This window comes from Flavobacterium cheongpyeongense, from assembly GCF_003202435.1.
Classification (GTDB): domain Bacteria; phylum Bacteroidota; class Bacteroidia; order Flavobacteriales; family Flavobacteriaceae; genus Flavobacterium; species Flavobacterium cheongpyeongense.
On sequence record NZ_QJHK01000006.1, the window covers coordinates 104444 to 129402 of the forward strand.

A 24959-nucleotide genomic window follows, 5' to 3' on the forward strand; every position below is an offset into this window, starting at 1 on the left:
ATGGAAAAAGATAATATTGCAGTAGGTCTAGATATTGGAACAACCAAAATAGTTGCCATGATAGGCAAAAAGAATGAGTATGGAAAATTAGAAATTTTGGGTATTGGTAAATCCAAAAGTCTGGGTGTAGCAAGGGGTGTTGTAAACAACATTACACAAACGATCCAATCGATTCAGCAAGCTATTCTTGAAGCCGAAACAAACTCAGGTTATAAAATTAAAGACGTGGTTGTCGGTATTGCAGGACAACACATCAGAAGTATTCAGCATACCGATTACATAAGCCGCAATAATCCCGAAGAAGTAATTGGTGAAAAAGATATTCAGCTTTTGATTGATCAGGTCAATAAGCTGGCCATGTTACCAGGGGAAGAAATTATTCATGTTTTGCCACAGGAATTTAAAATTGATGGTCAGTCTGAAATAAAAGAACCAATCGGAATGTACGGCGGAAGATTAGAATCGAGCTTTCACGTAGTAGTTGGACAGGCATCATCTATCAGAAATGTAGGAAGATGTATTCAGAGTTCAGGAATAGAATTATCCGGACTGACACTAGAGCCATTGGCTTCGGCAGATGCTGTTTTGAGTCAGGAAGAAAAAGAAGCCGGGGTTGCCCTTATTGATATTGGAGGCGGTACAACAGATTTAGCCATTTTTAAAGATGGGATCATTCGTCATACTGCTGTAATTCCTTTTGGAGGAAATGTAATTACCGAGGATATTAAAGAAGGGTGTTCAATCATTGAAAAACAGGCAGAACTTTTAAAAATAAAATTCGGATCAGCATGGCCGGGAGAAAATAAAGACAACGAAATTGTTTCTATTCCAGGTTTGAGAGGAAGAGAACCAAAAGAAATTTCGCTGAAAAATCTATCAAAAATTATTCACGCCCGTGTGGTAGAGATAATCGAACAGGTTTTTACTGAAATCAAAGCTTACGGACATGAAGATCCACGTAAAAAATTAATAGCAGGAATTGTTCTGACAGGTGGTGGAGCACAATTAAAACACATCAAGCAGTTAGTCGAATATATTACGGGTATGGATACCAGAATTGGATATCCTAATGAGCATCTGGCAGGGAACTCAAGCGAAGAAATTTCCAGCCCATTGTTTGCAACTGCTGTCGGATTGGTAATGAACAGTATTGAGAACAGCTCTCAAAGTGCTGTGAGGATGGAAGTTGTAAATGAACAGCCCAAGGTTGTTTACAGAAATGTTACCCCAGTACCCCAGCAACGATACGAAGTTGAAGAAAACTACGTTGAAAGAGTGGAGACTATTGAGCAATCAAGAGAGGTTAGAAACAACTCAGCTGTTGAAGAATCCACAGAAACTAAAATAAGAAGATCATTTTTTGACAGGTATGTCGACAAAATTAAAGATTTTTTAGACAACGCAGAATAAAATAAATAAGAGAAAAGGAATTACTATTGGCCCCAAGTCAAGAAGTAAAAAATGTATTAAATAAGAATTTCAAAACCAAAAAGATGATGAGCAACTCAGAATTTGGAAGCATTTCATTTGATTTACCAAAAAACCAATCAAATGTAATCAAAGTAATAGGTGTAGGAGGAGGAGGTAGCAACGCTATCAATCATATGTTCAAACAAGGTATTAAGGGCGTTGATTTCATCGTTTGTAATACAGATTCACAAGCACTTCAAAATAGTTCAGTACCAAACAAAATTCAGTTAGGTGTAAATTTAACAGAAGGTCTTGGAGCAGGTGCAAATCCTGATGTAGGGCAGCAATCTGCTATTGAAAGTATCGCTGACATTGAAAAAATGTTAGACCGTGGTACTAAAATGGTATTTATTACTGCCGGTATGGGTGGTGGAACCGGTACAGGAGCTGCTCCTGTTATAGCACAATTATCAAAAGAAAGAGAAATCCTTACAGTGGGTATTGTAACAATTCCATTTCAGTTTGAAGGAAAAGTGCGTCAGGAACAAGCACTTATAGGAATTGAAAAATTGCGTAAGCAGGTAGATTCGCTAATTGTAATCAATAATAATAAATTAAGAGAAGTTTACGGAAATCTTGGTTTTAAAGCCGGATTCTCAAAAGCGGATGAAGTTTTGGCAACTGCATCAAGAGGAATTGCCGAAGTAATTACGCACCACTATACTCAAAATATCGACTTACGTGATGCCAGAACAGTTTTGGCAAATAGCGGAACAGCTATTATGGGATCAGCTGTTTCAGAAGGTGATAACAGAGCCAAAGATGCTATAGTATCTGCATTGGATTCTCCGTTATTAAATGACAATAAAATAACAGGAGCCAAAAACGTATTGTTGCTTATCGTTTCTGGATCTAATGAAATTACACTTGATGAAATCGGAGAAATCAACGATCATATTCAGGCAGAAGCAGGTTATAATGCTAATATTATCATGGGGGTTGGTGAAGACGAAACTCTTGGTGAAGCCATTGCTGTAACCATCATTGCTACTGGTTTTGATGTTGAACAACAAAATGAAATCGTAAATACTGAACCCAAAAAGATCATCCATACATTAGAAGATGAACAAAGAAGTGTTCATAATTTAACAAACAGACCTCTTACTTCTTTTGATTTGAATGCAGAAACTCCAACCGCTCCAACAGAGCCAAAAGTTGTTTTTGATTTGATGGAAGATACAACTGCAACAATTACACCTACACCCGTGGCTGTTGCTCCTGTTACTCCAGCAATAAATCAGGAAGAGTTAGTTGTTATGTCTGAGTTTATCAAAAATCTTGATGTGACTTTTGAAATCGTATCGCCAATTACAGATATCGATTTTACTATTTCAAGTCCTCAAGTGAAGTCTTTTCAGGAAACAAAACAGGTTGAACAGAGAATTTTAGAAAGAGAGGAGCAAACTACTTTTTCATTTGATTTGCCTCTTTTCAGAGCTGAGCCTGAAGTAAAGAAACATCAAGTTGTCGAGGATAATAAAATTTTATTCGAGTTGACAAATGAAACCCGTAATATAAAAGTAAATGAACCAGTTTCGTTTGTGCCGGTAACAGAAGTTTCTGAGAATGGAATCATCAAGTATTCGTTAGAAGAGTATATGGAGGTTGAGAATGATTTAATGACATCAAAACCAGTTGAAAAAGGGACAGAAGATGTAGTTCCGGAGGAATTAAATATTACATTGAAGCAGGCAGTAGATTTTACAAGTCAGCCTGATTTTACCACAACTTCAGAAATTTCTCCAATGGAATTGACAATTGAGGAAACATTGCGTTTAAGAGCTGAGGAAAGAAGAAAGAAGCTAAAAGAGTTTAATTATAAGTTCCATAATAATGTTTCAAGAATTGATGAACTTGAAAAAGAACCGGCCTATAAAAGATTAGGTATCGATTTGTCGAATACACCATCAAATGCAGCCAATTCAAGAATTTCTGTAGGAACTGACAGCAATAATGATTTGCAATTGCGTTCAAATAATTCATTTTTGCACGACAACGTAGATTAGTTTAAGATCTAATATTAGGATAACCCGAAAATTGGATTTAATTTTCGGGTTATTTTTTTTATCTTCGCACAGAATTTAGAAATTTGATTTCTTTTCGATGATAAAAAAAGTTAAAGCTACGTGGGGATTTATCATTCACATTATACATCAATTATAAGCACTGCTTATTTAAATAAAACAAAATGAGTTTACAAGCACAAATCATGGACGAGATAAAAACCGCCATGAGAGCAAAAGATACTGTTGCATTAGAGTCATTACGAGCCATTAAATCTGAATTGCTGTTAGCCTCTACAGCTTCAGGATCTAAAGAAGAATTATCGGAAGAAGATGAGATTAAATTGCTTCAGAGATTAGTTAAAACCCGTAAAGAAAGTGCAAGAATTTTTACTGAACAAAACCGTCCTGATTTAGCTGAGCCCGAATTGGCTCAGGTAGCTGTAATTGAGAAGTTTTTACCGGCACAATTAAGCGAAGCAGAAGTAGAAGCGGTAATTGCTAAAATTATTGCAGAAACGGGAGCTTCAGGAATTGCTTCTATGGGGAAAGTTATGGGCTTGGCTTCTGCTCAGTTAGGAGGAACTGCTGAAGGTAAAACCATTTCGACAATAGTCAAGAAGTTACTTGCTTAAATTTGAATAAAAAAAATCCAAATTCCAAGTTTAGATCGTCTCAAATTTGGAATTGGGATTTAAAAATTAAATATTTTTGACCACGTAGTTCAACTGGATAGAATATCAGATTTCGGCTCTGAGGGTTGGGGGTTCGAACCCCTCCGTGGTCACTTGACGGGACAAAGAAGAATTTCTCTTTTTTGTCCTTTTTTATTTGAAGCTAATCCAGCCTACGCTATATCTTTTATGGCGAAACCCGCCATAAAAGGATGACGCTACTGTCTGGGCTAGGGTTTTTCGATTTAGAAGAAAATTTACTGCAGCATACATTTATTTTCTGTTCAAACCTTTTGCTGATAGCTTTTAAAAGTAGTAAATCCATTTTCTGAAAGGTTCTCCAAATCCAGCATTTTGCTTTATACTGTATCCTAAATTTGCCAGTTCTGAATTTTTGCCACTTTTGCTATTTCAAATGATAATTATCTCATTATATCAGTATCAACAGGAATATATTCTAAGTGTCTAGCCAAAGATAATATTTGACCTTTGTGGTGATATTCATGGGTAATTACATGACTAAACAATCTAAGAGGTTTTGTTGAATGATTAATATTTTTGATTTTATATGATATCCCATTATCAAAATAATCAAGCTCTGAAATGAATTTGAACATGAAATCGTCTATAGTATTAAACAATATTATTACATCTTGTATATTTTTGAAGTTTTCGTATTCAGCATAGATTATATTTTTGTTTAAAGCAAGATTGGCAATCCAATATTCATAAGTGTTGGCTACATGAACTAATAGGTTTCTGATACTTCCGCCACGACCAAATGAAGAATTTTGGTTAACGAAGTCTTCCTCTGAAATTTTTTTACAAAATCCGAACAATACTTCTCGGGATTCTTTTACAAACTCATATTGCTCTTTATAGTATGAAGACATAAATTCCATAGTGAAAATTAAAATGGTATTTAAAATCATTTCTTAGAAAACAAATTCTCTAAAACCCAGGCAGGACCGATCATTAAAAACTGGACATCTTTAAGGAAAGATGGTTTTTTTCCTTCAATGTTATGTCCGTAAAATTGTCCGATCCATGCAATAATAAAAACACCAACAGAAAACATCCATAAAGGTAAAATCTTGCTGATGTAATAATTTGCAGTCAGACAAATTGCTGAAAATACAGCAATCTTAAAAGCCATAGCAATTGATAGCCTTGTATAAAAAATAAGTACAAAAATCAATACAACAACTGCCCAATTTTCAATTATTGGCATATTGAGTGATAATGTATTGGAAATGGATTTATTGGGAATGCTCATCAATAAACCAACAATTGAGAAATAAATCGCTGGTACGCAGATATAATGTATGCTTTTGTTTTTTGGGTTTTGATGACTAACTGCATATTCTTCAAACCATTGTTCTAATGTTCTCATTTTTTGTAATTTAGGATTGTATCAAAGCTATAAAATATTTTTGATTTACGATACAATTTCAAAACTGATTCCTGTTCTAAAATTGTGAATATCTATTTCTCGAATAGCCGATTTTTTTTCTATGAAAATCTATCTTTGGATTCCTTAAAAAAACACAAAAGAAATGAGCGCAATTTGGTACGAATGTAAAGTAAAATACAGAAAAACGGATGATATTGGGTCACAAAAGGTTACAACAGAACCTTATCTGGTAGACGCCATATCGTATACAGAAGCTGAAAGCAGAATTAATGAAGAAATGAAGGCGTATGTTAGTGAGGAATTTAAGATCACCAACATAAAAGTGGCAAATTATGCAGAAATTCATCCTTTTGAAAACGCAGACCGTTGGTTTAAATCGAAAATTTCTTTAATAGCTTTTGATGAAGAAAGCGGAAAAGAGCGCAAAACGAACATGTATATACTGGTGCAGGCAAACGATGTAAAGGAAGCTTATGATAACACCGTTGCTGTTATGAAAAACACTATGGGGGATTATACTATTCCGGCAATTTCTGAATCCCCAATTATGGATGTCTTTCCTTATTTTAGCGGCGAAGAAGAAGAATTGGAACAGTTAGAAAGATTCAATGCACTTAAAGCTTCTAAACCTGAATTAGTAACTGTGGGTGAAACAGTGGAAAATTTTATTGAAACAGAAACGGAATAAGTTATCAGTAAATTTTGTGAACGTAAAAAAAAGAGAACTTGTTTGAGTTCTCTTTTTTTCTTTTACTAATTAGTAAGCACTTTTTTTATTAAATATTCTAAAAATATTCAGAATATTTTTTTCTAAAACCAGTGTGTTTTGATGACAATTTTAATAATTTTCAATAGCCAGATTGGATCCATTTACCTAAAACAAGGATGAAAATAGAAATTAAAAGAAACGAAATCCACAAACCAAGAAGCATTTTTTTTGTCATAACTTTTTTTTGTTTAAATAGTAATCATTTGTTAATTAATTTTTTTAAATCTTTAGTTTTAACTTTTGTAATGATTTTTTTTCATACAAATAGATGAAAAATAAAAATTATAGAATAGAAATGATTTTTTTTAATAAACAAATTTTTGTTTTTTTAACCTTGTCAATATTACAAATTAAATCGATAAAGAGCAAAATAAATCCGATGAAATGCTGGTTTTTTTTCCTGGTACTTTTATAAAGTGTTTTTAATAGAGGTATTATTACAAAACAGAAAAGTACACATGAAAAAGAAAGTTGAGAATGGATTAAAGGAATTGATAAAATTATAAAGATTTTGTATTTCAGATTTGTCGTATACAAGTTTAATAACAATCAAATAGAAAATTATTTTTGATTGTTATAATCAAAAGCATCATCCCATAATTGATCAATCGTAACGAGTGCTTTTTCAAGAGGAATAACTTCCCATTTGTCATTGGTTTCTATTCCAAGACCGATGTTTTTTAATTTCAATAAAGCATCTTTTACATCAAAATCAATGTTTGTATTTAGTTTAGTTTTAAACCAGGATTCTATTTGATTGTCAATTTCTTCAGCCGTTAACGGATTTTCACTTTTGTATAAAAAAGTATAGGCCAAAATAGTTTCTTTAAGTACTTCTTCCTCAGATGAATTTAAAAGCGAATAAAAAGCACCGCTGTTATTTCCAAGGTTTTTAAAATAAAGACTGTCCGAAAGCATCTTAGAATATCTGATTTTCTTGTTTATAAAATTATTGTATTGACGAAAACAATAAGCAGATAAAATTCCGAGTGCAATTAATCCCTGATTTAAGGAGGTTTTACTATTTAATAAATCAATAGCTTCGCCTGTTTGATAAGCATCATACATGTTAATCAAGGCCGGAATTACCTTGGCGCTTAATAATGAAATACCACCGAAAACACCTGGTATCCAGAGAAGTAATTTGTCAGTAGCAGACATTCTTGGAATTGCATTTGGGAAAATGGTTTCAAGGTCGTTTATAGGTACACGTTTAAAGATTTTCAAAACGATCGACCCCGGATCAACAGGCATCTTTCCTAATTTTACTTTTTTCTTACTAAGATAATCGGCTTCGTTATAATTCAGATAAATCATAACACGATCATAATACTCGATTTCAATTTCTTTCTTCCAGAAAATATATTTTTTAACTTTTTCTTTTGCTTTATGATGGCCACGAACATATAATTCATATTCTTTAAAAGCATTAAAGTCTATTGAAAGCTTTAAGCCAATTAAATCAGAATCTTTGAAGGCTTTGTCCAGTGTTTCTTGATCAACACGACGATAGTTGCCATGCCCTAAAACTTTGAGAAGAGTTTCTTTAAAGATTGAAAAATCACTCTTGCTTACAAATCCTTCACGCTCTTTCTCACTTAAATCTGGATCAAATAAAGCATAGTTTTGTTTTAGATTTCGATTAAGATTAAAAGCTTCATAATGATAATAATGTTCGATGATATCGAATAACCTTTTAAAGTCCTCTGCTTTTTTCTGATCTTCTGCAAAAGCAGCTATTTGTTGTTCGAGTAAGAATTCCTTGTTAAAGGGAATGTAATGTTCTCGTGTCATATGAATTTCGGATACTTTAATCTTAGTAGTATTTTCTAAAGCGTAAAAATAACACTCGAAACTTGATTTTGAGTGGTATTTGTATTAAAGTTTAGTTATTGTTTAAAAAAGAGCTGAATTCGATTGGAAATTGATATATTTTTTAAATATAGTTTCAGTATAATTACCAGACAATCCTGTAGGATTGATCAGCTGAAACCCAAGTTCGTCTTTAATTTTAGATTTTTTTAATGCCAATTGCAAGTTGCTGATATAAGTAAGATAATGGAGTTGGTTGTAATGAGTTTTGCTAATAATTTTTTGTCTTCTTGAGTAATTTTCGATAGAAAATCGTATTAGGAACAGAAAAAAAATTATTGAAAATGATTCCCGATACATTTTTTGCTCCATTTCTCTTCACAAAAAGCACTCGAAACTAACGTTTTTGAATAATTTCATCCAAAGGGTTAAAAATTTCTTTATTATACTTAAGATACTCATTATTTGTTGTTTTTTGAATATATTTTTTCTGTTCCAGGGAGAATGATATTGTTTGCTCCCAGTCAGCATTGCAAAAAATGTCTGTAGTAGGATGATATCTTATGATCCGGCATTAGAAAATTGTACTCCAAAATTGGTCGTTTGTGATTTTAGACAAAATGCAAAAGCGAAATAATGGAGATTAAAAAGGTTCTGGGGATAGATTATAATTGTTTGATTTCTTATAAATGTGTTTTATTACAGAAAACAAAAGGCAAACTTTCATCATATTGAGGGTTTAGTAGATATAAAAAGCGCCAAGTTCAAACTCGGCACTTTTGTAAAAAGTTTTTATGCTTTAAGAACATAAAATATGAACTTAACAGGCATTTGTGTATAATTTAAAATTCGCGGATCAATTTATAAAAAATTACTCTAATGGTGTGGTTTCAGTATTTACCGGAGTAACTGGATTTGGATGAATGCTTTCGGTTATTAAATTACCCTTTTTCATACTAGGTAATAAAACTTTTAGACAACTTTCCCCAATCGTTAACGAGTCCCAATAACATTTGTGCATCTTTATACTGTTTAGTAATATAAAATCAATTGCATTTAAAGGTTTATTACGTATTTCATAATTGATGTTTTCGGGTATAGTAGAGATGTCCTTTAAGCCAAATTGAGCTTCGCCTTTCTTATTATCATTCCTGAAATTGGTTGCAAAAGTATCTAATAAGGAATAAATATTTAGCCATTTTATCTTGTCTTCCATAACACGAGATCTGCCTTCGTAATAATTTGGATAATATGCATTTATGAATTCGAATGGATTTCCTATAGTGATAATCAATGTTGTTAAATTTCTGATATTATCACTTGGAGGTATATTGGCTATCGGAAAAAGTGCATCCAGTGCTATAATACTACCAAAGCTGTAACAATGAAAATGTAGCTCTGGATTGGTTTCATTTTCAGCAATATATTCTGTTAGTAAATTTAGATTGCCTAATAAAATTTGACTTTGTTCTCCATTATTGATATAACTGTCTACACAAGCAAATTCTGTTGCCAAAGAAGTAATAAGTGTTTTTGATTGAGGCACAAATAATAGTAGTAGGGCAGTAAATGAAAGTATTGATTTGCTATATTCCCTCACTTTTTCAGCATCTACCCGTGTTATTATTTTCTCTAAAATTGAATTGTCTGGTTTTTTAAAAACCCCGGAATTTAAGATTAAATCAATACAGGTAGGTATTAAAAAAAGTATAAATAATGAAATTACGAAAAGTATTAAAAAGGCATAGAAAGTTTGCCCAGGTCTGCTAAAACCATTGCGATTGAAAAGCTTCAAAAAGATATGAGGTAATTTTTTTATCACTAAACTAAATAATATTAAACTTTTAATAAAAATATTGCGATGCGAAAATTTGTCTGTTAGTATGTTGTGATATTGAAAATCATATATTTTATATACTAATTCTTCATTATCGGTTTTTTTATCTTTTCTTAAAAGCTGGACTACCGTGCTGCTTTTTTCTGGGATGTAAAATATTTTTTCTGTTTTTAAATAATAGTCAAATCCAGTTGTGGTAAAACTTAGTTCATTTTTTAGTCTTTCAGCATGTTTTTCTACTGTTTCATTATCAATAGATTGTCCAAGTCCAGTAATGTATATTCCTATTTTATTAGTCATGATGGTTGTGTTTGGTTAGTATCAATAATTGTAAATAGTTTTAGTTTAAAATGTATTAAAATCCTTCAAAATTATAAGTAACATTTAGGAAACCCAGAAAATTAGCTTTTTCAATATCATATTTTATTACTAGAGGAATCCAAAGATCATCTGCTATTCTTAATCTGATTTCAGCGTTTGCAGTAATTACCTCGTCATCTTCATCAGATAATACATTATTAAATATTTTATTATACTCTGCAACAGCTTTAATTTCTAGGTAGCTTTGTTTTTTATAATCATTTCCGAATTTAAAGTTCGAGCCAATTTTTGTATTTAATTCAGTTCGTGGTAAATGATCTGTAACTAAAGTATCAGCATAAATAAGTTTCGCTCTTAAGTCAATTTCATTCCAGGCTTCCTTATTCCCTTTTAAATATGTTATGCTAAACGAAGCCTTATTAAATTTTCCACTTTCATTAGAAGTTCCATCTGTTGCTATAGTTAACAGGCCTTTTGATTGTAATTCTTTGTAATAAGCTTGAGTAAGTTCATTTAGATGTGCCATTAATCCGCTGCTGTTGGTTATCGTCTCACCATATCCCTTGCTAGCAATTTGGGGATCGATTGCTTTTAGAATTTTATTTACATAAGGATTTTTGCTTGATGTTAAATCGCTTTTATAATCTAAAATTTCATCAACAGCATTTTGTAATAGTTCAAATTCCTTCTTTTTGTCAGATATTGTTGCATCTAAAGCGATTTGATTACCAATAGTAGCTTGAACCGTGCCTAAAAATTCAGATAGATCGTTGTATTTCGCTTCAAGTGGTGTTCCTCTGAAATTAGCAAGTGTTTCATTTCGATTGTTTATGAGAGCATAAGATATTCCTCCTGTAAAACCTGTGTATTTTAAATCTTTATTCAAATCAATTTTGAAATTGAATTGAAAATTTCTTGAAAAAGTTGCTTCAATATAATTTACATCTTTTAAAAGATTTGGATTTGCTTTAGATTTTAACGCAAATAGAGTTGAATTAAAACCTATGGATTTTTCTTCACCTGAAAAATCTTTAACCGCAAGTTGATAAAATGAGGTTAGAATATCTTTGTAATTACCAGATTTTGAATTCTCATTTACCTCTACTAAGTTTACTTGAGCATTTAAAATGTATGTCAATAAACAAACGATTGTTGTAGTGTATTTTTTCATAATTAATTACTTATGACACCATAAAATAATTGAGAATAATAAGTTTTCTCAGTTGTTTTCTCATCTGTAGGTAAAGGTCCTTCACTGAAATCTCCATGAACGTGCATTTCAGTTTTCCCTCCACTAGGGTTCATTCCCGAAATAATAATCATATACCTTCCGGGTGGAAGAATGTAATCCTCACTAAAAGAATTATTTCTTGAAAATTTTATGTCATGATTATTATCAAGATTATCGATAATGACTTTGATTGGCAATGGAGGTAATCCTCCAAAAACAGTTACAGAAATATTTACCATAATTTCTAAATTTAAAATTCTGCCTACTCTGTAATCCTCTTTTCGGCTTCCGAGGTTTTTATTTTATATAGTTGGCTTCTTATACATCTATTTTTTTGTTCTTTCCTTGTAGTTTTATCAGTGTTAATTTTATGCATGGAGTTAGAGGCATTCGCTAACTTACCTATTGCATTTCACAGTGCAGAGTTGTCTATTACGTCCATTTGCAGCTTCTGTTTTTGCAATAAAATTATTTTAACATATTCAACAAGATTACTACTATTTTTAAAATATGAAGCAAGTATTTATACGGTGTTTTTTTATAAAAAAAAACACTCAACTGGTTTTAGTTGAGTGTTTATATGGTTTTTTAACACAATATTACTTAAAAAAGCTGTCCAGTAAAATTTTATATTTCCTTCCCACCGGAATAATTTCATTATTGCACATCGTAAGATTTTTAAAAGTTACAGTGCTGATTTTACTGATATTTACAATATAAGAACGATGCACTTGCAGAAAATCGGTACAGTCAATTTCTGCTGAAATGCTTGCCAGAGAACCGTAAATAATCATCGGAAGATTGTGCCTCGAACTGTAGAGTTTCATGTAGTTGCCCAGACTTTCGATATAAATAATATCACTTAAAGGGATATCAGTCATTTGACCGTTTACACGATGCGAAAGCACTTTTCCGGTTGAGATATTTTCTTTTTTTGCGCTGTTACCGGAGAAATAAATTTTAGCCTTTTCGATTGCTTTAGAGAATTTTTCGAATGAAATAGGTTTCATCAAATAATCAATCGCATCGTTTTGATAAGCAGAAAGCGCAAAATCAGAATAAGCAGTGGTGACAATCGTAAGCGGGCGGTTTGGTTGAGATTCCATTAATTCAACACCCGAAATTACGGGCATGTTAATGTCAAGAAAAATAATATCGTATTTATTTTCATTCAGCATTTTAAGTGCTTCCATTCCGCTGAAAGCACTTCCGGAGTGTTCCAGATTGTCAAATTTTGAGATGTGTGAGATAAGTGCTTTGTGTGCCGGCGACTCGTCATCAATTATAATACAGCGGTAGGTAATTGCCATATACTTAATTTTACAATAAACATATTTTTTTCTTTTTCACAATTTAAATTGTGCTTTAGTCCATACACTTCTAAACGCCTTTTGAGATTTTCAATCCCAATTCCAGTACCGGAAAGTCGTGATCCTGACTCCAGATAATTATTTTTTAAGGTAAACCTCAAATTTCGGCATTTTACTTTTAAATCCAGATTTATAAAGGGTTCAGCAGTTTCGGCAGAAAATTTAACGGCGTTTTCTACTAATGGCAAAAAGAACAGTGGCGGAATCTCAATTTTGTCAAAATCCCCTTCAAAATCTTGTGTAACTGTTAGACGTTCATTTCTAAAGCTATAATATTCAATGTATTTTTTTACGAAAGCAATTTCTTCTTCCACCAAAACATAATCTTTTTTGCAGGCTTCAATCTGGTAACGCAGCATATCGGAAAGATTTAGGATTCGGTCTGGCACTTTATCTGGTTCTGATAATGCTTCTCCGTAAAGATTATTCATCGCATTCAGTAAAAAATGTGGATTAAGCTGCTGTTTTAAAAACGAAAGTTCAGACTTGAAATTCATAATATCCTTATCAGCCTGCATTACCTTTTTAGTAATAATAATGTGAATAAAATAGAAAAATGTTCCATTGATGATAAGTGACAATATTTGAAGGGTTCTTAATTCTCCAAGTCCTGCTGTTGGGAAAAACCAGCCCATAAAAAAATAAAAAGTAATCCAATAAGTTACAAGGAGTGTGAAAAAAAGTCTTATTTTTTTACGGAATAAAAAAGGTCTGATAATAAAAATATTAAAGCAGGTAACCCACACAATAGTAGGGAAATAACCAATAGCTATTTTTCTGAGAATATAAGCCCAGTCGTGCCCATCCAATTTTATTTCATCATATATACAAGCCAGAATAACAAGATAAACAAGAGTATTTACAATGAGATTGCGTAGAAAAAAATTTTGATAAATTTTAGCGATTGTCATAATGCAAAATTACTCTAATTATGGTTTATAACTATTTACTAAGTATAAATTATACAAACGCCATTGGTATAAAATATAAGCCACTGGTATAAAATTGCTATTAAAATCAGGATGGCTAAATTACTTTTGGACTGAGTTTTAATCCTTATTCAAAATTAGTTTATGAAATCAAAAATCATTTTGTTAATCGTTGTATTGTCATCTTTGCATACTATAGCTCAGAAAAAAGAACCTGTCATTGAAACTTTAGGAAAAGCAGTAGTAGACAAATTTCCAACGACAAGAACTTTTGATGTGCAATATGAATCATTAGGCCCTTCCAATTATGATTCGGAATTATTTGGGAATAAATTTGAAAAAGGCCGAATCCAAAGCCACAGTCGGTTTAAAGCGGCATTTAATATGCCTTTTTACGTTTCCACAACTAAAAAGCTTGTATTGACAACTTCACTTCGATATAAATATGAAAATTATAATTTTGGAAATATTTACAATTATAATACAACACAGACAATTTCGGGAAGAAAGGAAGATTTTCATTATTGGGCGGGTGCGGTAAGCGCTACTTATATGTCAACTCTTTTTAAAAAGCCGGTTATTTACAATGCAACTGTAAGTGTTGACGGAAATGAAGATGATTTACAACGATTAAAAGGAATGCTATCGGCAATAATAGTTGTAAAAAGGACACCAAATACAATCATAACTATTGGTACTTTGGGAGTATTAGATCCATCGTCGATTGTACCGATAACGCCAATTTTTACGGTCAATCATAAATTTAAAGATTCAAAATGGGATATGGATTTTATTTTGCCGCAGCGTCTTTTGTTTAGAAGAGAATTGTTAGAGAACGGAAGAATCTCTTTTGGAACAGAACTAAATACTGAAAGTTTTTATCTCAATGTAAATTCTGTCAATTTAAAAGGTATTTATGAACTTAATCAGTTAGAGTTAAAATCCGGAATTACCTATGAATATAGTTTTTCACCAAAAATAAATGGATTTTTAAAAGCCGGTGTAAATAATGTTTTAAGTACGCGTATTACAGAAAGGGGAGAGCGTACAAACAAATATGTTTATGACCAGAAAGAAGATACACAAGGGAATTTTAGGTTTGGAATTTCGTACAATCTTTTTAATCGAAAATAGAAATTAGTTCAGTTTATAATTTAAATTAATAATTATGATGGTAGAAGTTTTTAAAACAAATGTTCAGCAGGAATCAGATAAAAGTCGGGTTCTGGCTATTATTCAAAAACTGTTTCCTAATTATAAAATCAATTTTGATTTAGAGGACTGTGATAGAATTTTGCGGGTAGAAGGCGCAAAACTTAAACCTGAAAATATTGTAGAACACTTGAATTGTCTGGGATACATTTGTGTCCCGTTAGAATAAAAATTATCATCAGTTTTAGTATTTGATGTATAAAGCTATTGTTGAAACAGCTGTAAATGCATAAGTTGCTTTTGAGTGTAGAGGTTTGTAGATTTTATGCCTATTATTTTTTAAATTTGTCGCCTATGAAAAAAGCATTCCAACTCTTCGATTTCACCCAAAAAGTCAATTATAAAAATGAAATTTTAGCAGGACTAACGGTTGCCATGACCATGATTCCGGAATCATTATCATTTGCAATTTTAGCAGGTTTTCCGCCTTTGGTTGGACTATATGCTGCTTTTATCGCCGGATTAGTTACGGCAATATTTGGAGGAAGACCAGGAATGATTTCAGGTGGGGCAGGTGCAACGGTAATCGTTTTGATTGCTCTGATGAAATCGCACGGAATAGAATATGTTTTTGCAGCCGTCGCCCTGGGCGGAATTGTGCAGATCTGTATCGGACTTTTTAAACTCGGAAAGTTTATCCGGTTAGTTCCGCAACCCGTAATGTTTGGTTTTGTAAACGGACTTGCGGTTGTAATTTTTATGTCTCAGCTCGAACAATTTAAAACAATTGTAAACGGAAAAGTTTCGTGGCTACAGGGTACTCCATTATACATTATGCTGGGGCTGGTTGCTTTGACCATTGGTGTCGTTTTAGTATTTCCTAAAATAACAAAAACAGTTCCGGCCTCTTTGGTCGCTATCATGGTCGTTTTTGTTGTTGTGCTTGTATTTAATATTGAAACGAAAACCGTCCAGGATATTGCTTCTGTACAAGGCGGATTTCCACCCTTTCATTTTCCTAATATTCCTTTGTCTTTTGAAACTTTAAAAGTCATATTTCCCTATTCTGTAATCGTTGCAGCTGTTGGATTGACAGAAGGTTTGCTTACGCTGAATCTAGTTGATGAAATTACAGCAACCCGTGGAAATAGTAACAGAGAATGTATAGCGCAGGGAAGTTCAAATATTCTAAACGGCTTCTTCTACGGAATGGGCGGCTGTCCGATGATTGCACAGACTCTGGTTAATCTGGAAGCAGGTTCTAGAGCCAGACTTTCTGGAATTATTGCTGCGTTGACTATTTTATTGATTATTCTTTTTGGAGCGCCTGTAATCGGTAAATTACCTATGGCAGCATTAGTTGGAGTGATGATGATGGTCGCAATTACCACTTTTGAACGGGCAAGTTTTAAAGTGATCAATAAAATGCCCCGACATGATATTTTTGTTGGGATTTTGGTTGCTGTGATTACAATAGTATTACACAATCTTGCTTTAGCTGTTTTAATAGGAGTAATTATTTCTGCTTTAGTCTTTGCCTGGGAAAGTGCTAAAAGAATTCAGGCCAAAAATCATATAGATGAAAATGGTATAAAACATTACGTGATTTATGGACCATTATTCTTTGGTTCTACAACAACTTTTATTGAGAGTTTTGATATCCAAAACGATCCAAATCATATTATAGTTGATTTTAAAGAAAGTCGTGTTGCAGATATGTCGGCTATTGAAGCTTTGAATAATCTGACCAAAAAGTACAATCAATTAAATAAAGTTGTCGAATTAAAACATTTAAGCGAAGACTCTCGTCAATTATTAAAAAATGCCGATGCGATTATTAATGTAAATGTTATTGAAGATCCAACTTATAAAGTGGTTTCTTAATCAGAAAATGTATCGATTAGATCCAAACTCATTTTATAAACTAAAAAACGCCAAATAGAAAAATCTATCTGGCGTTTTAAATTCTAAGAAGTGAACAACGATTACATCATTCCCGGCATTCCGCCCCCCATTGGCATTCCGCCTCCGGCATTTTCTTCCTTAATATCGATTAACGCACATTCTGTAGTTAAGATCATTCCCGAAACAGATGCAGCATTTTCTAATGCAACACGAGTTACTTTTTTAGGATCAATAATTCCGGCAGCTAACATATCAACATATTCGTCAGTTTTAGCATTATAACCAAAATCACCTGAACCTTCAGAAACTTTAGCTACAACTACAGAACCTTCAAGACCTGCATTTTCAACAATAGTTCTTAATGGAGATTCTACAGCACGGGAAACAATCTGAATTCCGGTTGCTTCGTCAGCGTTATCCGCTTTTAATTCAGTCAAAGCTGCTTTAGCTCTCAATAATGCAACACCACCTCCGGCAACGATTCCTTCTTCAACGGCAGCACGGGTTGCGTGTAATGCATCGTCTACTCTGTCTTTTTTCTCTTTCATCTCCACTTCAGAAGCAGCACCCACATAAAGAACCGCAACACCACCAGCTAATTTAGCCAAACGCTCCTGCAATTTTTCTTTATCGTAATCAGATGTTGTAGTTTCCATCTGACCTTTAATCTGGTTCACACGGTTTTTGATGATATCTGCTTCACCTGCACCACTTACTATAGTTGTATTGTCTTTATCGATAGAAACTCTTTTTGCAGTTCCTAACATTTCGATAGTGGTGTTTTCTAATGTGTATCCTCTTTCTTCAGAGATTACAGTTCCACCAGTTAAGATGGCGATATCTTCTAACATTGCTTTTCTTCTGTCACCAAAGCCCGGAGCTTTTACAGCAGCAATTTTAAGGGCACCTCTCAATTTGTTTACTACCAACGTAGATAGCGCTTCTCCGTCAACATCTTCAGCAATAATTAATAATGGTTTCCCTGATTGTGCGACTGGCTCTAAAACCGGAAGTAATTCTTTTAAAGAAGAAACTTTTTTGTCGTATAATAAAATGTAAGGAGAATCTAATTCAACTTCCATTTTCTCTGGGTTGGTTACGAAATAAGGAGAAAGATACCCTCTGTCAAACTGCATTCCTTCAACTACATCCACGAAAGTGTCAGTTCCTTTAGCTTCTTCAACAGTAATAACACCTTCTTTGCCTACTTTTGCAAATGCTGTAGCGATCAATTCACCAATAACTTCATCATTATTAGCAGATATGGCAGCGATTTGTTTGATTTTATCAGAATCACTTCCCACCACTTTGGCTTGTTTTGCAAGATCGGCAACGATGGCTTCAACGGCTTTATCGATACCGCGTTTTAAATCCATTGGATTTGCACCTGCAGCAACGTTTTTAAGACCTTCTTTTACGATTGCCTGAGCTAAAACGGTAGCAGTTGTAGTTCCGTCTCCCGCTAAATCATTGGTTTTAGAAGCAACTTCTTTCACCATTTGTGCACCCATGTTTTCTAATGGGTCTTTTAATTCGATTTCTTTTGCAACAGAAACCCCATCTTTAGTAACCGTTGGTCCACCAAAAGATTTTCCAATAATTACGTTACGACCTTTTGGTCCAAGAGTTACTTTTACAGCATTTGCCAATGCATCAACACCACGTTTTAATCCGTCACGTGCTTCAATATCAAATTTTATATCTTTTGCCATTTTTTCTTTTTTGTTTAATGTTCGATTTGTTTCAAGTTACTTTAGTCTTAATTCTTAATACCGAGTACTTAATACGTATTAATTTTAGATAATTGCCAGAATATCATCCTCACGCATGATCAAATAATCAGTTCCTTCCAGTTTTAATTCTGTTCCTGCGTATTTTCCATAAAGTACAGTGTCACCAATTTTTACGGTCATTGTGTGGTCTTTAGAACCATTTCCTACAGCAACAACAGTTCCTTTTTGTGGTTTTTCTTTGGCAGTATCCGGAATAAAAATTCCTGAGGCAGTTTTGGTTTCGGCCGCAACTGGCTCGATAAGTACGCGATCTGAAAGCGGTTTAATGTTTAAGGCCATGATTTTATATTATTATAGTTATACGTTTTTTAATGTTGTGTAGACTTTCAGAAATTATGCCATGCTTATAAAACTGACATTTTTTCCTAAAAAAAATGCCAGCTTTGACAGGCTGGCATTTTTGTATTTATTTCAAAACTATTATTTAGCGGCAGGAGTTGCCGGAGCTGGTGTCTGTTGAGCCGGAGCAACTGGAGCAGTAGGTGCTGTGGCTTCGGTTTTTTCAATAATTTTAGATTCAGTATCACTTAATGATCCTGTAAAACTTAAACTTGAAAGTAAAATTAAAGCAATCAGAATAGTAGCTAATGTCCAGGTGCTTTTGTCTAAAAAGTCAGTGGTTTTTTGTACTCCGCCTAACATTTGAGTTCCGCTAATTGTAGAAGATAATCCTCCGCCTTTAGGGTTTTGCACCATGATTACTACGATCAATAGAAAACAAACTATTGTGATTAAAACTAAAAAAATTGAAAATGTGCTCATTACTTAATTATTGTTATTGTTATTTTGTTGTAAAATCTTTATATCCGATATGCGGTCTGCAAAGAAAGTAATTTTTTCTGGATATTTCAAAATTAATATTTCATATGCCTGAATTGCTTTTGTATATTTTTTTTGTTCTAAATATACTCTTGCTAAAGTCTCTGTCATTAAATAAGAATTATCTTCCCTGTAAGAATCAGGTGGTATTGCCGGAATTATTGGAGTTTGTTTTATAGGTGGTATTTTAGGGTTTGTTTCGATGAATTTATTGATGATTTCTAATTTTTTCTTTTTCTCTTCATCAATCATTTTATTTTCTGTTATGTTTTCAACTTTTGTTTCTGTCTGTACTGCTTCTTTTGGACTTTCATTGGTCCGGTCAATTGCTTCTGGTTTTGCTAATTGGAGCCATTCCTGAAATGAGTGTTTTTCATTAACAGAGAAATCCAATGGTTTTCCTATTTCCAGATTTTCTTCGGCCGTTTTTACTGTGTCCTCTATTTCAGTTTCTTTTGATTTCTCAATCACCAAAGGAACTTCCTCAGTAGAAACTTCTTCAAAAACAACTGCTGAAGCTTGTTGTAATGCATTATATATTGATTCTTCAATTGGCTCAACTTTTACTTCCGGAATTTCATCGTCTACAATTTCATCGTCTACAATTTCATCGTCTACAATTTCATCAAAAAAGGTTCGTATAGGTTCCTTAATGACAGGAGTTGGTTCAGGCACTGTTTCAAGAGCAGGAGTTTCCTTTATAATCGGGGTTATTTCTTCAAAGGAATTTATGACAGGTTGCGCAATAATGGAATCAATTGGTTTTTCTTCAGTTTGTTCAGATTCTTCAAAAGTAGTATTTCCTACTTCTGTAAAAGAATCTAAAATAGATTGTTCGGAAACCGCTTCAATTGGCATCTCTTCAACTTTTACTGGTTTTTCAAAAGTAACATTTGTGACTTCTTGAAAAGAATCTAAAATCCATTGTTCGGAAATTACAGGAATTGTTTTTTCGTCAGTTTTTACAGGTTCTTCAAAAGCTTTTACAATTGCAGCCTCTTTAATTGAATCTAAAATAGACTTCTCAATAGGATCAATACGAATTTCAGCAGCTTTTTTCTTTTTTTCCACCAAGACAATTTCACTGTCAAAAACGTTTATGTTTAAAAGATCTCTAAGTTTACGGTCATAAAATTCGCCTTGGATAGAAGTAAAGGCTTCAGAAGTAATGAAATCAAACAAAACGGAACGGTCTGATGTATGGGCAGCTGTAACTTTTAAAGCGTAATTATACTTAAAGCTATTTTGATCGTAAAGCCCTTTTAAACGCAATGCGCGCGCACTTTGAAAATACGGGAATTCATTCAAAACACTTCCTAATGCTTCTGTCTGCTTTTCGGTAATGGCATCAGGTTTGTTAATCAGGTAAGTATAATTGGCTACGTTCATTGATTTGGTTTTTAATCTTCTAGGCTTAATTATTAATCGGTCTTGCTTATCAATTAGTGATTAAGCAATTAAAAAAATCAGTTTTTTACCATTTGGCTAGCGACTCATTAAAGATGTCCTGAGTTATTCTTTCAAATATATCTTTTATAGCTTCATTTAAAACGGTTCCTACAAGTTGGGACTGTGCCGGATAATCGTGATAGAATTCGAATGTTTTTTCAAAATCGTCAGTTTCCTTATTTTTATTTGAAAAACGAACATTTACACGAATTGTTAAGCGGTTTTGAGAAGCTTGCTGGTCAGCAGTTGCTGTCATCGGAGTGATTCTGTAATCTACAATTTCACCTTCGTAAAGTAAATCACCATTCGAACTAACCAGATTTAAATTGGTTTGATTCATAATCAAATCCTGTAAAGCCAATGTGAACTCCCTGTCGATTCCCGGTTCAATCAAATCAGCGTTATTCTGAAAAAAGTTTACCTGAAATGTTTTGGCATCAATTTGTCCGGTACCTGTAAAATTATATACAGAACAGCTGCTAAAGGTTGTAGCGATTAACAGAATTAAAATATATTTTAAGTTTTTCATTTTTATTTTAAGAGTTGTTTGGTCAGTTCGCTGATGTTTGGTTCAAAGATATTTATTTTCGTTTAAAACATTTTGCATCTTTGAGGTTAAATTACAAGTCAAATTGTTTGATTTTTCGATATAAAGTTCGCTCAGAAATGCCTAATTCGTCAGCGGCTGCTTTTCGTTTGCCTTTGTTTTTCTCTAGTGATTTTTTGATCATTTCGATTTCCTTTTGTTCTAAACGCAAAATCTCTTCTTCCTCAATCGTTTCGGCATCTAAATAATTATTGTCTTCTTGGATATGATAATTTTCTTCGCGCACTGCTGGCGTCATAACTGCTGTTCTGGGTTGTTCTTCAAAATCTATTTCGCTGTCATTTTCCTGTGAACCGTATATTTTCTGAATCAGATTCGGATTGATGTCCTGTACTTTAGAATTGCCGTTTTTCATTAATTCCAAAGTGAGTTTTTTCAAATCATTTAAATCACTTTTCATGTCAAAAAGTACTTTATATAATATGTCTCTTTCCGTACTAAAATCACTGTCTTTTTTCTTATCACTAATTACAGATGGCAAATTGCTTCCTTCAGTTGGTAAATACGATTGTAAAGTAGATAAGGTGATATCGCGATTGGTTTCCAGAACTGAAATCTGTTCGGCAACATTTCGCAACTGACGAATATTTCCGTTCCATCTGAATTTTTGTAAAAGCTGCACGGCATCATCATCCAGTTTCAATGGAGGCATTTTGTATTTATGCGCAAAATCAGCCACAAATTTCCGGAACAATAAATGAATGTCTTCATTTCTTTCTCTTAAAGGAGGTAAGGTAATTTCAACCGTACTTAGGCGATAATACAAATCCTCACGAAATTTTCCTTTTTCAATTGCATTAAATAAATTGACATTTGTTGCTGCAACAATCCTCACATTTGTTTTTTGAACCTGAGACGAACCTACTTTTATAAATTCGCCATTTTCAAGCACACGCAGCAAACGAACCTGGGTTGTTAAAGGCAGTTCTCCAACTTCGTCCAGAAAAATAGTTCCGCCGTCAGCTACTTCAAAATAGCCTTCTCGGGTACTTGTAGCACCTGTAAAAGCCCCTTTTTCGTGACCAAAAAGCTCACTGTCGATAGTTCCTTCCGGAATGGCACCGCAGTTTACCGCAATATATTTTCCATGTTTTCTGTGTGAAAGCGAATGAATGATTCTCGGAATATTTTCTTTACCAACACCACTTTCTCCGGTTACCATTACCGAAATATCAGTAGGAGCAACCTGAATGGCTTTTTCAATGGCGCGATTTAATTTTGGGTCATTCCCAATAATCTCAAATCGTTGTTTTATTGCTTGAACTGTTTCCATTTGTTTTTGTTTCAAGTTTTATTCGTTTCAGGTTTACTTCGTCAGTTCGGCTTTCAGCCTTGTGTCAAGTTATGCCTAAAGCTTTGGCTTATATTTTTCTTTGCCACAGATTAAAATGATTAACACAGATTTTTTTTAAATCGGTTAGAAATGTTATTTATTAAATTAACCACAAATTACACAAATTAGCGCAAATTCAGTTTAGGAATTTATCAATCTTTTGTGTACTAATGATTTTGTTTTGAAAATTTGCAATTATTCCAACAGGAGTATCTGCAAGCTTCATGTAATTTAATGTTTGAGCAAGATGATCATTGCTAATTTCTTTAACTGATTTTAATTCTAATATTATATCTTCATAAACTATAAAATCGGCATAAAATTTATGAGGTAAAATAACTTCTTTGTATTCTATTGAAAATTCCTTTTCTCGATGATACGGAATTTTGTTATTTTTAAATTCAATTTTTAACGCGTCTTTATACACAATTTCAAGTAATCCAGGCCCCAATAATCTATGTACTTCCATACATATGCCTACAATTTGATAATCTTGATCTTTCTCGTAGTAATATTCGTTCATATAAATCATGAAAAATGATTTGCGAAAATTTGTGAAATTTGCGGTTAAAAAACTAATTCATTTCAGAATAGCCCACTGCTTCACCTTTCAACGTTCCTGAAGTACAGCTTGTTATTTTTACGTTTACAAAATCACCAATTTTATAATTTTCTTTTGGAAAAACCACCGTTATACTTTGCGAGTTCCTTCCGGAGAATTCTTCTTTTGATTTTTTAGAAACTTTTTCAACTAAAACTTCAACCGTTTTTCCAACAAATTCTTCGCTTCTAAACCAGGCGTGCTTTTGTTGCAAGTCAACAATTTCCTGTAATCTTCTGGATTTTGTTTCTTCCGGAACATCATCTTTCATTTTTCTTCCGGCCAAAGTCCCAGGGCGTTCAGAATACGAATACATATAACCGAAGTTATACTTTACATATTCCATAAGACTCATTGTATCCTGGTGATCTTGTTCAGTTTCCGTTGGGAAACCGGCAATCATATCCTGCGAAATCGAAGCATCTGGAACAATTGCTCTGATTTTGTCAATCAAAGCCATGTATTCTTCGCGAGAATGCAGACGATTCATTTCTTTTAAGATTCTGTTACTTCCGGATTGTACAGGCAAGTGAATGTGCTTACAGATATTCGGATATTTCGCTATAACATGCAAAATACTTTCATGCATATCCTGTGGATTGGAGGTCGAAAAACGAATACGCATTTTTGGAAAACCAATAGCAACCATTTCGAGCAACTGATCAAAATCAACCGCAGTAGCTTTTTGCATTTCAGAAGCATTTTCAAAATCTTTTTTCAAACCACCACCGTACCAAAGATAACTATCAACGTTTTGCCCTAAAAGTGTAATTTCTTTAAATCCTTTTTCCCATAAATCCTGAATTTCTTTCATGATACTTTGTGGTTCACGACTACGCTCACGCCCGCGTGTAAAAGGAACAACACAAAAGGTACACATATTGTCACAACCGCGGGTAATTGAAACTAAAGCGGTAATTCCGTTGCTCATTAAACGAACAGGCGAAATATCTCCGTACGTTTCTTCTTTTGATAAAATTACATTAATAGCGTCACGTCCTTCTTCAACTTCTGCCAGTAAATTGGGTAAATCTTTGTAAGCATCAGGACCAACAACAAGATCGACAATTTTTTCTTCTTCCAAAAACTGACTTTTCAAACGTTCCGCCATGCAGCCAAGAACACCCACTTTCATTTTTGGATTGGTACGTTTTACCGCATTGTATTTTTCAAGACGTTTGCGAATCGTTTGTTCAGCTTTGTCACGAATTGAGCAAGTGTTAACCAAAACCAAATCGGCTTCTTCTAAGGTTTGAGTTGTGTTGTAGCCGTTTCCGGATAAGATGGAAGCTACGACTTCACTGTCCGAAAAATTCATCGCACAACCGTAACTCTCTATGAAAAGTTTTTTAGTATTCTCAGGCTTATTTTCTAAAACAAGACTTTCGCCCTGTTTGCTTTCTTCAATAATCTTTTCCATTGTAAAATTTCAAAGTGCAAAGATAGCGTAAATACGGTCAATGTGACAAG

The 24959-nt window shown here is 33.3% G+C and carries 23 protein-coding genes and 1 tRNA gene; 8 read left to right on the forward strand and 16 right to left on the reverse strand.

Annotation, left to right across the window (positions count from 1 at the left end):
* The 4 genes from ftsA to DMB65_RS09080 all read left to right on the forward strand — a co-directional run bounded on the left by ftsA (nucleotide 1) and on the right by DMB65_RS09080 (nucleotide 4260).
* On the forward strand, nucleotides 1-1410 hold the full coding sequence (gene ftsA, locus DMB65_RS09065; RefSeq protein ID WP_110306330.1) for a cell division protein FtsA: 1410 nt from the start codon (nucleotides 1-3) through the stop codon (nucleotides 1408-1410).
* Nucleotides 1411-1493: 83 nt separating this feature from the next.
* Entirely contained in the window at nucleotides 1494-3476 is a 1983-nt protein-coding gene (gene ftsZ / locus DMB65_RS09070; protein WP_110306331.1) for a cell division protein FtsZ, read from the forward strand.
* A gap of 182 nt (nucleotides 3477-3658) precedes the next feature.
* Nucleotides 3659-4108, forward strand: coding sequence for a GatB/YqeY domain-containing protein (locus tag DMB65_RS09075; RefSeq protein ID WP_110306332.1), 450 nt, complete (start codon nucleotides 3659-3661; stop codon nucleotides 4106-4108).
* Between the two features lie 78 nt (nucleotides 4109-4186).
* Nucleotides 4187-4260: transfer RNA gene (locus tag DMB65_RS09080), tRNA-Arg, on the forward strand.
* Between the two features lie 309 nt (nucleotides 4261-4569).
* Here DMB65_RS09080 and DMB65_RS09085 read toward each other — a convergent pair.
* A complete protein-coding gene (locus DMB65_RS09085) occupies nucleotides 4570-5079 on the reverse strand; it encodes a DinB family protein (RefSeq protein WP_230470631.1) in 510 nt (169 codons plus the stop codon).
* On the reverse strand, nucleotides 5076-5540 hold the full coding sequence (locus DMB65_RS09090; RefSeq protein WP_110306333.1) for an Mpo1 family 2-hydroxy fatty acid dioxygenase: 465 nt from the start codon (nucleotides 5538-5540) through the stop codon (nucleotides 5076-5078). Before DMB65_RS09090 ends, DMB65_RS09085 begins: the two co-directional genes overlap by 4 nt.
* 163 nt (nucleotides 5541-5703) lie before the next feature.
* Between DMB65_RS09090 and DMB65_RS09095 the strand changes: the two genes are divergently transcribed.
* Nucleotides 5704-6249, forward strand: a complete 546-nt coding sequence (locus tag DMB65_RS09095; protein ID WP_110306334.1) for a DUF4494 domain-containing protein — start codon at nucleotides 5704-5706, stop codon at nucleotides 6247-6249.
* Between the two features lie 642 nt (nucleotides 6250-6891).
* Here DMB65_RS09095 and DMB65_RS09100 read toward each other — a convergent pair.
* From DMB65_RS09100 to DMB65_RS09130, 6 genes are all read right to left on the reverse strand, one after another.
* Entirely contained in the window at nucleotides 6892-8124 is a 1233-nt protein-coding gene (locus DMB65_RS09100) for a TMEM143 family protein (protein ID WP_110306335.1), read from the reverse strand.
* 889 nt (nucleotides 8125-9013) lie between these two features.
* The gene (locus DMB65_RS09110) at nucleotides 9014-10279 is read right to left on the reverse strand and encodes a hypothetical protein (protein ID WP_110306337.1); all 1266 of its coding nucleotides are present in this window, start codon (nucleotides 10277-10279) and stop codon (nucleotides 9014-9016) included.
* Nucleotides 10280-10334: 55 nt separating this feature from the next.
* On the reverse strand, nucleotides 10335-11471 hold the full coding sequence (locus tag DMB65_RS09115) for a hypothetical protein (RefSeq protein ID WP_110306338.1): 1137 nt from the start codon (nucleotides 11469-11471) through the stop codon (nucleotides 10335-10337).
* Nucleotides 11472-11473: 2 nt separating this feature from the next.
* Complete coding sequence (locus DMB65_RS09120; RefSeq protein WP_110306339.1) at nucleotides 11474-11770, reverse strand: hypothetical protein; 297 nt, start codon at nucleotides 11768-11770, stop codon at nucleotides 11474-11476.
* 360 nt (nucleotides 11771-12130) lie between these two features.
* Nucleotides 12131-12841, reverse strand: a complete 711-nt coding sequence (locus tag DMB65_RS09125) for a LytR/AlgR family response regulator transcription factor (RefSeq protein ID WP_110306340.1) — start codon at nucleotides 12839-12841, stop codon at nucleotides 12131-12133.
* Nucleotides 12814-13812 (reverse strand): sensor histidine kinase, encoded by a 999-nt coding sequence (locus tag DMB65_RS09130; protein WP_110306341.1) that lies wholly within the window; start codon nucleotides 13810-13812, stop codon nucleotides 12814-12816. Before DMB65_RS09130 ends, DMB65_RS09125 begins: the two co-directional genes overlap by 28 nt.
* Nucleotides 13813-13974: 162 nt before the next feature.
* Here DMB65_RS09130 and DMB65_RS09135 point away from each other — a divergent pair, with 162 nt between their 5' ends.
* The 3 genes from DMB65_RS09135 (at nucleotide 13975) to DMB65_RS09145 (ending at nucleotide 16866) form a co-directional block, all read left to right on the forward strand.
* Nucleotides 13975-14964, forward strand: a complete 990-nt coding sequence (locus DMB65_RS09135; RefSeq protein ID WP_110306342.1) for a hypothetical protein — start codon at nucleotides 13975-13977, stop codon at nucleotides 14962-14964.
* A 34-nt stretch (nucleotides 14965-14998) separates the two neighbouring features.
* Nucleotides 14999-15211, forward strand: coding sequence for a hypothetical protein (locus DMB65_RS09140; RefSeq protein ID WP_110306343.1), 213 nt, complete (start codon nucleotides 14999-15001; stop codon nucleotides 15209-15211).
* A 125-nt stretch (nucleotides 15212-15336) separates the two neighbouring features.
* Nucleotides 15337-16866, forward strand: coding sequence for a SulP family inorganic anion transporter (locus DMB65_RS09145; protein WP_110306344.1), 1530 nt, complete (start codon nucleotides 15337-15339; stop codon nucleotides 16864-16866).
* A 101-nt stretch (nucleotides 16867-16967) separates the two neighbouring features.
* Here DMB65_RS09145 and groL read toward each other — a convergent pair whose 3' ends face one another.
* The 8 genes from groL to miaB form a co-directional block, all read right to left on the reverse strand.
* A complete protein-coding gene (gene groL / locus DMB65_RS09150; RefSeq protein ID WP_110306345.1) occupies nucleotides 16968-18599 on the reverse strand; it encodes a chaperonin GroEL in 1632 nt (543 codons plus the stop codon).
* Between the two features lie 84 nt (nucleotides 18600-18683).
* Complete coding sequence (locus DMB65_RS09155; protein ID WP_110306346.1) at nucleotides 18684-18959, reverse strand: co-chaperone GroES; 276 nt, start codon at nucleotides 18957-18959, stop codon at nucleotides 18684-18686.
* 141 nt (nucleotides 18960-19100) lie between these two features.
* Nucleotides 19101-19442 carry a preprotein translocase subunit SecG gene (secG, locus tag DMB65_RS09160; protein WP_110306347.1) on the reverse strand — a complete coding sequence of 114 codons (342 nt, stop codon included), beginning with the start codon at nucleotides 19440-19442 and terminating at the stop codon, nucleotides 19101-19103.
* A gap of 3 nt (nucleotides 19443-19445) precedes the next feature.
* Nucleotides 19446-20888: a tetratricopeptide repeat protein gene (locus tag DMB65_RS09165; RefSeq protein ID WP_110306348.1), complete on the reverse strand. Its 1443-nt coding sequence runs from the start codon at nucleotides 20886-20888 to the stop codon at nucleotides 19446-19448.
* 85 nt (nucleotides 20889-20973) lie between these two features.
* Nucleotides 20974-21477: an LptE family protein gene (locus tag DMB65_RS09170; RefSeq protein ID WP_110306349.1), complete on the reverse strand. Its 504-nt coding sequence runs from the start codon at nucleotides 21475-21477 to the stop codon at nucleotides 20974-20976.
* 91 nt (nucleotides 21478-21568) lie between these two features.
* Nucleotides 21569-22828 carry a sigma-54 interaction domain-containing protein gene (locus DMB65_RS09175; protein WP_110306350.1) on the reverse strand — a complete coding sequence of 420 codons (1260 nt, stop codon included), beginning with the start codon at nucleotides 22826-22828 and terminating at the stop codon, nucleotides 21569-21571.
* A gap of 196 nt (nucleotides 22829-23024) precedes the next feature.
* Nucleotides 23025-23357 (reverse strand): GxxExxY protein, encoded by a 333-nt coding sequence (locus DMB65_RS09180; RefSeq protein ID WP_230470632.1) that lies wholly within the window; start codon nucleotides 23355-23357, stop codon nucleotides 23025-23027.
* A 106-nt stretch (nucleotides 23358-23463) separates the two neighbouring features.
* Complete coding sequence (miaB, locus tag DMB65_RS09185) at nucleotides 23464-24909, reverse strand: tRNA (N6-isopentenyl adenosine(37)-C2)-methylthiotransferase MiaB (RefSeq protein ID WP_110306352.1); 1446 nt, start codon at nucleotides 24907-24909, stop codon at nucleotides 23464-23466.
* Between the last annotated feature and the right edge of the window lie 50 nt (nucleotides 24910-24959).